The sequence below is a fragment of the Pseudoclavibacter sp. JSM 162008 genome (assembly GCF_041366455.1).
GTDB lineage: Bacteria > Actinomycetota > Actinomycetes > Actinomycetales > Microbacteriaceae > Pseudoclavibacter.
The window spans coordinates 97,997-108,014 of sequence record NZ_JBEWYX010000013.1 but is presented as its reverse complement, the minus strand read 5'-3'; the positions used below and the strand labels follow the sequence as shown (position 1 = coordinate 108,014).

Here is a 10,018-nt window from a genome sequence, read left to right as displayed (position 1 = left end):
CGCAGGTGCACAAGCTGGTCGAGGTAGGCCTCAAGGTCAACCACGAGGATCCGGTCGAGCAGGCGGAGCGGCGGGCGCTGTTCGTGGAGGTGATGCTCGAGCGGGTTCGGCGGGAGCCGTTGCCGCCTCAGGCACTGCGGAAGGCCGCGGAGCGGGTCGCGGAGGAGCTGACCGGGGAGTCCATCGATCAGCGTCATACGCGGGCGAGGCGGCAGCGCCGAGCGACCGTGGAAGATCTTGGCGACGGGATGAGCATCATCCGGGTCACGACGGACACGTTCGTCGCGCACGCGATCCGCGACCGGGTGCGGAAGCAGGCGCTCGCGATCATCAAAGCGCGCCAGAAGGTCGGAGACCAAGACGGCTCGGGGTCGGCAAGTTCCGCGTCCGAATCCGCGAGTGCGTTCGGGGCCGCCGTCGACCATGCTCGCGCAGGCGATGACCCTGCCCTTGCGTCTGAGCTGAACAGTGGTGTCGACAGCGGGGCGGAGAGTGCCGCGGCCCTGGACGAGCGGAGTCTGAACGAGGTCATGTCCGACGTCGTCGCCGACATGCTCCTCACCAGCGATCCGATGGGCAACTCCGCCGCCGCCGGCATCCAGGCCAACGTGCAGCTCTCGATCCCGATCACGACGGTACTCGCCGACAGCGACCCCGCCAGCGACCAGCCGGGCCGGGCGCCCGCGCTGCTCGACGGGATGACACCCATGCCGATCGAGGACGCGAAACGCCTCGCCGCGACCGCACCAGCCTTCCTCCGCGTGCTCACGCACCCCATCACCGGGGCCGTACAAGCCGTCGACTCCTACAAGCCCACCGCGGCGATGCGCGCCTTCCTGCAGGCCCGCGACATCCACTGCCGCTTCATCGGCTGCCGACAACCCGCCGTGAGGTGCGAGCTCGACCACACCGCGGACTACCAGCACGGCGGCAAAACCGCAGTCTGGAACCTCAGCGACTTCTGCAAGAACCACCACATCGTCAAACACCACACCGCCTGGAAAGTCAGACAACTCGGCGGCGGCATCCTCGAATGGACCACACCAAGCGGGAAGATCTACATCAGCAGACCCGAACCACACGGGGTGATCTTCAGACCAACCGACCAACTCTTCAGACCGATGGAAGAACCCAGGAGAGGCGAGCCCGTTCACTCGGAGCGACGCGAACGAGCGCGTCCCGTCAGTGAAGCCCTGCCGCCGCGGCCCAACAGCAGCGCGACTCCACCGTTCTAGTCCCGCCGTTGCCGTTGCCGTTGCCGTTGCCGTTGCCGTTGCCGTGTTCTCTGCTGCTCCTGACTCCTGCGCGCGGTCATACCTGCACGCAAGGGCCGCCGCGGGAACTAGCGGAGGACGAGCGGGGACTAGCGGAGAACGCCGCGCGTCCTCGCCTCGGAGACCGCCGCCGTGCGCGACGTCACGCCGAGCTTCGTGAAGACGTGCGCGAGGTGCGACTTCACCGTCGTCTCCGTGACGAACAGGGCTGCAGCGACCTCCGTGTTGGAACGGCCGGCCGCGACGAGCTCGAGCACCTCGATCTCCCGCGGCGAGAGACTCTGCTGCGGCGCCCGCAGCCGATCCATGAGGCGCGACGCGATCGGCGGGGCCAACGCACTCGCGCCTCCCGCCGCCGCCCGCACCGCCGCGAGCAGCTCGTGCGGGGGGGCATCCTTCAACAGATACCCGCTGGCACCGGCCTCGACGGCGCCGAGGATGTCGCCGTCCGAGTCGTAGTTCGTCACCACGAGCACGTGCGGGGGAGTCGGCAAGGCGCGGATGCGCTTCGTCGCCGAAGCCCCCGTCTCGTTCTCGCGAGCCCCGAACTGCAGGTCCATGAGCACCAGGTCCGGCCGCGTATCCACCGCGGCGCGCACCGCCTCCTCCGCGGTCGAAGCCTCAGCGACGACCTCGATGTCGGACTCGCCGCCGAGCAGAGCCCTCAGGCCAGCACGGACCACAGGGTGGTCGTCGGCGATGACGATGCGGATCATGCGGCGACCTCGCGGGGGAGCGTGACGGTCAGGGTCGTGCCCCGGCCCGCCGTGGACTCCACCTCCAGAGTGCCGCCCAGCTGCTGCACACGGTCGCGGGTCGCGACGAGACCGAACGAGTCGGAGCTCGGACGCGCCGCCCCCGAGGCCGCATCCGTATCGAACCCCTGGCCGTCGTCGGCGATCGTGAACACCAGTCCGGCATCCGTCTCGTCGAGCGTGATCGCCGCGCGGCGAGCACCCGAATGCTGGGTGACGTTCGCGAGCGCACCCTGGGCGATGCGCAGCAGCGCAGTCTGCACGGGCATCGGCAGCGGGTGGGCGCTCGCGCGCACGTCGACACGCAGGCCGTGCGCCGCGGTCGTCGCCTCGCCCAGCCGACGGAGCGCCTGCTCCAGGTCAGCACCGTCGAGGTCCGGCGGCGAGAGCTCGCGGATGAAGCGCCGCGTCTCCGCGAGATCGGCCGCGGCCGTCTCCCGCGCGAGACGGATGTGCCCGACGCCAGGCCCCTCCGGGTCCGCGCGCTCGGCGGCGTGCAAGAGCATCTGGATGCTCGCCAGCCCCTGCGCGACCGTGTCGTGGATCTCGCGGGCAAGCCGCGCCCGCTCCGCGAGCGTCCCCGCCTCCCGCTCCGTCGCAACCAGGTGGGCCTGCGTCTCGAGCAGCTCCCGCATCAGCGCCTCCCGCTCCCTCGCTTCTTTCGCGAGCGCCGCGTAGCCGAGGCCGATCAGCACGGCGACGCCGGCCCCGATGCACGGGCCGATGACACCAGCCACCGACCACCCCTCGTGCAGGCCAAGGCCGACGACTGCGACGGCCGTCATCGCGGCGACTGCGAGCATCCCGGCACGCCGACCGAGCAGGTGCAGGACCACGAAGAACAGCGGGAAGACGAGGTACGCGGCCTCTCTGGAGAGCCACAGGAGCAGCATCCACTCGAGCGTCAGCGCGGTCAGCCAGAGCAGACGCAGACGCCGACGCCGACGCTCGAAGCGGGCTACACGCTCGTCGCGAGCGCCCGGCTCGAAGCGAGCTAGATGCTCGGCGCCAGCTACAGGCTCGGCGCTGGCGCGGGCACTCGCGACGATTCCGAGGGCGTACGTCACCCCGAACAGCGCCACCGCGCCGAGCACAGCGGGCGTGCTCGGCTCCGGCGCCAGGAGTGACCGAGCCGCGACGAGCGCGAGCAGGCCGAACAGCAGCACGTGGAGCCCCGTGCGCAACCCCACGAAGACAGGGGTGAGCGCGGAGGGGGACATGCCGCTCAGCCTAGACACGAGCGGGAGCGTCGGCATCCTTCGAAAGTTGGACGGGACGCTCCGCCGTGTGGAGCAGAAGGTCCGTGCCGACGGCCGATGCCCGCGCCCCACCCGCGGCGAGAAGGTTGCCTGAGTCGCCGCAACCGGCGACGGGAAAGGACCACCATGTTCGTCGCCCTCCGCGACCTCCGCTTCGCACGCGGCCGATTCCTGCTCATCGGCGCCGTCGTGACACTCATCACCGTGCTCGTCGGATTCCTCAGCGGCCTCACCGGCGGCCTCGCCACCCAGAACATCTCGGGCATCCTCGCGCTGCCCGCCGACCGGCTCGCGTTCACGGTTCCCACCGGCGACGACGCCCCGAGCTTCTCGACGTCGTCGCCCACCCGAGACCAGGCCGACACGATCGCCGCGATGCCGGGGGTCACTCGGGTCGACCCGCTCGGGATCAGCCAGCTCCGCGCAGAGAGCGAGACCACGGGCACCGCAGTCGCCGTCTTCGGCGTCCCCGCAGACTTCAGCATGTCCGGGCCCGCGGAGGGCGACACCACCGGCAGCTCCGCACTCTCGGACGGCGCGAATACCTTCTCCGCACCCGCCGAGAGCACGATCGTCCTCTCCGAGGCGGCCGCAGACGAACTCGACGCGGTCGTGGGGGACGACGTCACGATCGGCGGCACGTCGTTCCGGGTCGACAGCGTCGGCCCGGACGCCTGGTACAGCCACACGCCCGTCGTCGAGGTCAGCATCACCGACTGGCGCGCACTCGCCGAGGCGACCGGGTCACCCGACGCGTTCGCCACCGTGCTCGCCGTCGCCGGCGCCCCCGACTGGGCCGCAGTGGATGCGGAGGCCGGTGTCGTCTCGGAGACCCTGGTCGGATCGCTCACCGCTCTCTCCGCGTTCCGTTCCGAAGTGGGGTCGCTGCTGCTGATGGTGGCCATGCTGTTCGGCATCTCCGGCCTCGTGATCGGCGCGTTCTTCACCGTGTGGACGATGCAGCGCCAGGGCGACGTCGCGGTCCTCAAGGCGCTCGGCGCGAGCACACGATCACTGGCTCGGGATGCGCTGGGGCAGGCGCTCCTCGTCCTGCTTGTCGGTATCGGCACCGGCATCGGGCTCGTCGCGATCCTTGGCGCCCTCGCCGGCCAGGCGCTCCCGTTCCTGCTCAGCCCCCTCACGACCCTCGTTCCCGGCGCGATCATGGTCGCGCTCGGCCTCGCCGGCGCCGCCTTCGCGCTGCGATCCGTCACCTCAGCAGACCCGCTCACCGCCCTCGGAGGCAACCGATGATCACCCTCGACAACGTCACGCTCACCTTCCCAGACGGCGCGGGACGCCTCACCGCGCTCGAGCGCGTCAGCCTCACGGCCGCACCAGGCACCGTCACGGGCATCACAGGGCCGAGCGGCTCCGGCAAGTCGAGCCTGCTCGCCGTCGCGGCCACCCTCATCCGCCCCGACTCCGGCGGCGTGCGCATCGGCGACGTCGATGCCAGCACGCTGAGCCGCTCCGAGTCGGCCGCCCTGCGCCGATCCTCCATCGGCATCGTCTTCCAGCAGCCGAACCTCCTTCCCTCGCTGACGGCGCGCGAGCAGCTCCTCGTCATGAACGAGCTCGGTGAGCCGGGCAGTCGCGGGCGCCGGCGGGACGTGTCCGCCCGCGCTGACGAGCTGCTCGACGCGGTCGGCCTCGCCGAGCACCGGGCGAAGCGCCCGCACCAGCTCTCCGGTGGCCAGCGGCAGCGCGTCAACATCGCGCGAGCCCTCATGAACGGTCCGAGCGCGCTGCTCGTCGACGAGCCGACCAGCGCGCTCGACCAGGAGCGGGGAGCGGCCATCATCGAGCTCGTCCTGCGCCTCAGCAGGGAGATCGACACCGCCACCCTGCTCGTCACCCACGACCTGACGCACCTCCCCAGCCTGCATTCGTCGGTGCAGCTCGTCGACGGGCGCCTCGCGCAGCTGCAGAGCTGACGGATGCGGCTCCGGCTGCGCCAGACGGGTTCGACTCAGCCAGACGGGTTCGGTTCAGCCAGACGGGTTCGGCTGCGCCAGACGGGTTCGGCTCGACCAGGCGACCTCGGTTCAGCCAAGCGGGCACGGACGCGGCTCAGCTGCGCGAGAATCGGAAGGCGACCGAACTCCGGCCGCTGAGGAAGGTGGCCGAAAACGCATGCGCATCATCGTCGTCGGAGCTGGCCTCGCCGGCCTCACCTCCGCCTGGGAACTGCACAAGCTCGGCCATGAGGTCACCGTGCTCGAGGCGCGGGACCGCGTCGGCGGCCGCACCTGGTCGCAGCGACTCGGCAACGGGCAGCTGACCGAGCGCGGCGGCGAGTACGTGTTCCCCACCGAGTTCGCGATCCGCCGCCTCGCCGCCGAGGTCGGGGTGCCCATCCTCAGCCACAACGTCCGCTACGCCAGGCGCACCCTCGACGGCCGGCACGTGTCGTTCGCCGAGCTCGAGGCCACGACCGCGCGCGTCACCGAGACGCTGCGACGGATGCTCGCCGACGGGGCCACGCAAGTCTCCGTCGACGAGGCGCACAGGGAGGCGCTCGGCCCCGGCTACCGACACGACCCGGTGTACCGGCGCGTGGTCACGTCGCTCGCGAACGACCCGAGGCTCGTCAGCGCCGAATCGGCCCTCCTCCACGACCCCGACGCAGGCCAGCCGTTCATCGACGACGGCGGGCGGTTCGTCGCCGGCAACCAGTCACTGGCGATCAAGCTTGCGCACCGGCTGGGGACGGCCGTGCGGCTCGAGCATCCCATCACGGCCGTCGACCAGTCCCCGGCCGGGGTCGAGGTGACCCTGTCCGACGGCTCCGCGCTGCACGGCGACGCGGCCGTCATCGCGGTGCCGCTCCCGATCCTGCGCGGACTGCGGCTCGGGTTCGAGCTGCCGGATGCGCAGCGCACGGCACTCGACCACCGCATCATGGGCACGGCTGCGAAGCTCGGCGTGCCGCTCACCGCGGTCGACGACGACGTTGCACTGCAGAGCGCCGACCTGAGCTGGTGGTCGTGGCGGTCCCTGTCTGCGGATGGCGAGCACCGCATCCCGGCCCTCTCGTGCTTCGCGGGCAGCCGCGCGACGCTCGACGCGCTGCGCACGGCAGACGGGCCAGACACCTGGGCCGGCCAGCTGGGCGCCCTGCGCCCCGAGCTGGTCATCGACGGCGACGTGCTGCTCACCGACTGGAGTGCCGACCCGTGGACTCACGGCTCGTACTCGGCGGCGTCCCTCGACTGGACCCCCACCGACCTCGACGCGTTCGACGCCCCAGCCGGACGCGTCGCGTTCGCCGGCGAGCACACGGGCCTCGAGCAGACCCTCAACGGCGCCGTCGTCTCCGGGCTGCGCGCGGCTCGAGCGCTCGAACCCGTGGGCGCGACTGCGCGCGGCGCGCGATGAAGACCCGCGCCCAGCAGCCCGACAGCGCCGGACGGGTAACGCCAGCTGGCCGCCGCCGTCGCCGCCGTCGCGCCGCCGCCGCCGTGCTGCTCGCTGTGACGGTCGCCCTCGGCCTCGCGACCCACTGCCTGTTTCCGGAGGGGGCCGTCTCCGACATCGCCGGCGACGCCCTGTACACGGTCGCGGTCTACCTCGGCGTGATGCTGCTCGCACCTCGGGCTCGACCATGGCTGCTCGCTGCACTCGCGGTCGGCTGGTCCTTCGCGGTCGAGTTCCTCCAGCTCACGGAGCTGCCGCATCGCGCCGCCGAGGCGTTCGCGCCAACCCGACTGGTGCTCGGGGCGGGATTCGACCCGCGCGACCTCCTCGTCTACGCGCTCGCCGGCGTGCTCGCCTGCGCGGCCGACCTCTCTGTTCATCGCATCCGTGCTCGACGCCTTGAGGCCCCTCGACGAGCCGCGACACCGCTGGTACGGTGAACGCGTGTTCCTCTTGCTTTTCTCCTAACGGCTGAGCTGGCCCTCCGCGCTCGTTGAGCTCGGTCTCTTCGAGACCCTCCGAGCAGGCGGCGGCCGAAAGCTCTGACCCTCCCGGGTCGCCGTTCTGCGCGCCCTGCTGCAGGCCAGCTTCCGCCTGGCCCGGCAGCGCTGTGTGCGCCTGCTCGAAGGAACTACCATGCACGCCACCTCCATCGCTCTTCCAGCGCGCCATCGCGCGCAGCTCACCCTCTCGGACGTCTCGCTGATGCGGGGCGCAACACAAATCCTCACCTCTGTTGATCTCACGGTCACGCCGGCGTCGCGGACCGCGATCGTCGGCGAGAACGGGCGAGGCAAGTCATCGCTCCTCCACGTGCTCGCGGGCACACTCGCCCCCGACAGCGGCACCGTGCATCGGGTCGGAACGCTCGGCATCGCCGAGCAGGAGATGAGCGCCGACGACGACCGGACCGTGGGGCAGGCCATCGCAGACTCCATCGCCCAACCCATCGCCGCGCTCGCCGCGCTCGACCTGGCCGGAGCCGCACTCGCCGACGGCGGACCCGGTGCCGACGACCGCTACGCGGCGGCCCTCGAATCCGCCGAAGCGCTCGACGCGTGGGACGCCGAACGTCGAGTCCTGATCGCCCTGGAAGCGCTCGACGCGGAGACCGATCAGACTCGACGGCTCGCAGAGCTCTCGGTCGGCCAGCGCTACCGGGTCCGCCTCGCCTGCCTGCTGGGCGCCGACCACGACTTCCTGCTCCTCGACGAACCCACCAACCACCTCGACCGCTCCGGCCTCGACTTCCTCACCGAGCAGCTCCGATCCCGCAAAGGAGGGGTGGTCGTCGTGAGCCACGACAGGGCCCTCCTCGCAGACGTCGCCGAGACGATCGTCGACCTCGACCCGACACCGGATGGGCTTCCCCGCGTGTACGGGAACGGGTTCGACGGCTACCGCCAGGGGCGGCTCGCGGAGCGCGAGCGCTGGGAGCAGACGTACGAACGGCAGCAGCTCGAACACGCGAGGCTGCAGGACAGCTTGAGCGCCGCACAGAACCGGCTCGTCACGGGGTGGCGGCCCGAGAAGGGAGCGAACAAGCACGGGCGCGCAACCCGAGCCGCCGGCCTGACGCAGAGCGTGCATCGCCGGCAGGAAGCGCTCGAGGCGCATGCCGTGACGGTGCCAGTGCCGCCGCAGCGCTTCCGGTTCCCGGAACTCCAGGCGAGGGCGGGCGCCGAGCTCCTGACGGCGGTGGGCGTCTCCGTCACCGGGCGTCTCGCGGAGCCCGTATCCGTGGCGCTCTCACGCGAGGGGAGGCTGGCGATCACGGGCCCGAACGGTGCCGGCAAGTCGACGCTGCTGAGTCTGCTCGCCGGCAAGCTGCCCCCGGACTCCGGGGTGGTGCGGGTCCAGCCTGGCACAAGGGTCGGGGTCCTGTCGCAGGAGTCGTCACTCCCCGCCGAGCGCCGCGCCGCCGAGCTGTTCGAGGCGCATCTCGGACAACTCGAGGCATCCGGCATGCTCGCCGCGAGCGAGACCGTCGGCCTCTCGCACCTCGGGCTGCTGCGCTCCAGGGAGGCCGGGAAACGGGTCGGCGAGCTCTCGATGGGGCAGCAGCGAAGACTGGATCTAGCGATGGTCCTCGCTTCGCGGCCTCACGTGCTGTTGCTTGACGAGCCGACCAACCACCTCTCGATCGCGCTCGTCGACGAGCTCACGGAGGCACTCGGCGCGACGCAGGCCGCCGTCGTGCTGTCGACGCACGACCGCCAGCTGCTTCGGGACACCGAGCAGTGGCCGCAGCTGCGGTTGGAAGGCCCGGGCGACGCCGACCTCGGGACCGCACCGATGTCGGTGGCTGATGCGAGGATGATCAGATGAGAAGCCCCGGCAGAGGAACCGTCATCGGAGTCGTCGCCGGGGTCCTCGGACTGGCGCCCTGGCTCGCCACCGGCGCGAACCTGCCCGGGCAGAACCTCTGGTCGTCCGACACGCTGCCCGCTGACATGCCGATAGTGCTGCTCCCGATCCACCAGTACTTCGTCATCGACCTGGTCGCCCTGCTCGTTCTCGGCGGAGCCCTGGCCGGCCTCGCCGTCCGGCTGCTTCGCGAGCGCGCATCAGAGGTTCGCCGGGCGGCGGCGCTCGCGCTCGTCGCAGTCCAGCTCCTCGCCGTCTTCCAGAGCTTCTTCGCGCTCACGGGCGGCCTCGGCCTGGGGCTCGCCTTCGGTCTCGGCATGGGCATCCGGGCGCTCGCCTACACGGGCGGGATGCTCCTCGGCACGCTCGCCGTCGTCGGTGCGTCCCAGGCGGTCTACTGGCTCGTGAGCTCGCGCCGCGCGCCCGTCTCAGCGCTCGGCCTCTGCCTCGGCGTGGTCCCCATCGGGACGTGGCTCGGCCTCTGGTACATGCTCTCTGTCGGCCCGGCCGGCGGCGGGGTGGCTTCGTACGAGCTCGTCCGCTGGGCGCCCGGCCTGGCCGTCGGCGTGGTGCTCGGGATGCTCGGCGTCTCGTCATGGGCACGCATCGGCGTCTGGGCGGGGTCGCTTGCCGCCGTCTGGCTGCTCCCCGTGGTCTTCGGCTCGGTGCAGTACGCGCTTGGCACCCGGAACGCCTTCGGAGACGTGTACCTCATGACGGATCTGGCGAGGACGCTGTTCGTTCCCCTCGCGGGAGAGCTCGCGCCCCCTGCCCTCGGGGCCGCGGTGCTCGCGGGGCTCCTCGCGCTCGTCCTGCATCTTGTGCGAGCACGCAGACAGACCTCGCCGCTGCGACAGCGTCAACGCGAGGTGCCATCGGTCCTCGCCCCTCGGTGAACGGCACAGGAGCTGGTCAACTCGCAACGAGAGCGCCCTCAGGACGC

The 10,018-nt window shown here is 71.3% G+C and carries 9 protein-coding genes; 7 read left to right on the top strand and 2 right to left on the bottom strand.

Annotated features, from left to right (window positions below):
• On the top strand, window positions 1–1,235 hold a 1,235-nt coding region (locus ABVF28_RS12110; protein WP_371030654.1), incomplete at its 5' end, for an HNH endonuclease signature motif containing protein.
• A 128-nt stretch (window positions 1,236–1,363) separates the two neighbouring features.
• Here ABVF28_RS12110 and ABVF28_RS12105 read toward each other — a convergent pair.
• Window positions 1,364–1,990 (bottom strand): response regulator transcription factor, encoded by a 627-nt coding sequence (locus tag ABVF28_RS12105; protein WP_104311635.1) that lies wholly within the window; start codon window positions 1,988–1,990, stop codon window positions 1,364–1,366.
• Window positions 1,987–3,249 (bottom strand): sensor histidine kinase, encoded by a 1,263-nt coding sequence (locus tag ABVF28_RS12100; protein ID WP_371030653.1) that lies wholly within the window; start codon window positions 3,247–3,249, stop codon window positions 1,987–1,989. The genes ABVF28_RS12105 and ABVF28_RS12100 overlap by 4 nt, the downstream gene beginning before the upstream one ends.
• A 165-nt stretch (window positions 3,250–3,414) precedes the next feature.
• Here ABVF28_RS12100 and ABVF28_RS12095 point away from each other — a divergent pair, with 165 nt between their 5' ends.
• The 6 genes from ABVF28_RS12095 (at window position 3,415) to ABVF28_RS12070 (ending at window position 9,971) form a co-directional block, all read left to right on the top strand.
• Complete coding sequence (locus ABVF28_RS12095; protein WP_371030652.1) at window positions 3,415–4,542, top strand: ABC transporter permease; 1,128 nt, start codon at window positions 3,415–3,417, stop codon at window positions 4,540–4,542.
• Entirely contained in the window at window positions 4,539–5,225 is a 687-nt protein-coding gene (locus ABVF28_RS12090; protein ID WP_371030651.1) for an ABC transporter ATP-binding protein, read from the top strand. Before ABVF28_RS12095 ends, ABVF28_RS12090 begins: the two co-directional genes overlap by 4 nt.
• 199 nt (window positions 5,226–5,424) lie before the next feature.
• On the top strand, window positions 5,425–6,669 hold the full coding sequence (locus ABVF28_RS12085; protein WP_371030650.1) for a flavin monoamine oxidase family protein: 1,245 nt from the start codon (window positions 5,425–5,427) through the stop codon (window positions 6,667–6,669).
• The gene (locus ABVF28_RS12080; protein ID WP_371030649.1) at window positions 6,666–7,148 is read left to right on the top strand and encodes a DUF2809 domain-containing protein; all 483 of its coding nucleotides are present in this window, start codon (window positions 6,666–6,668) and stop codon (window positions 7,146–7,148) included. The genes ABVF28_RS12085 and ABVF28_RS12080 overlap by 4 nt, the downstream gene beginning before the upstream one ends.
• Window positions 7,149–7,344: 196 nt before the next feature.
• Entirely contained in the window at window positions 7,345–9,036 is a 1,692-nt protein-coding gene (locus ABVF28_RS12075; RefSeq protein WP_371030648.1) for an ABC-F family ATP-binding cassette domain-containing protein, read from the top strand.
• Window positions 9,033–9,971, top strand: a complete 939-nt coding sequence (locus tag ABVF28_RS12070) for a hypothetical protein (RefSeq protein ID WP_371030647.1) — start codon at window positions 9,033–9,035, stop codon at window positions 9,969–9,971. The genes ABVF28_RS12075 and ABVF28_RS12070 overlap by 4 nt, the downstream gene beginning before the upstream one ends.
• The last annotated feature ends 47 nt before the right edge of the window (window positions 9,972–10,018 follow it).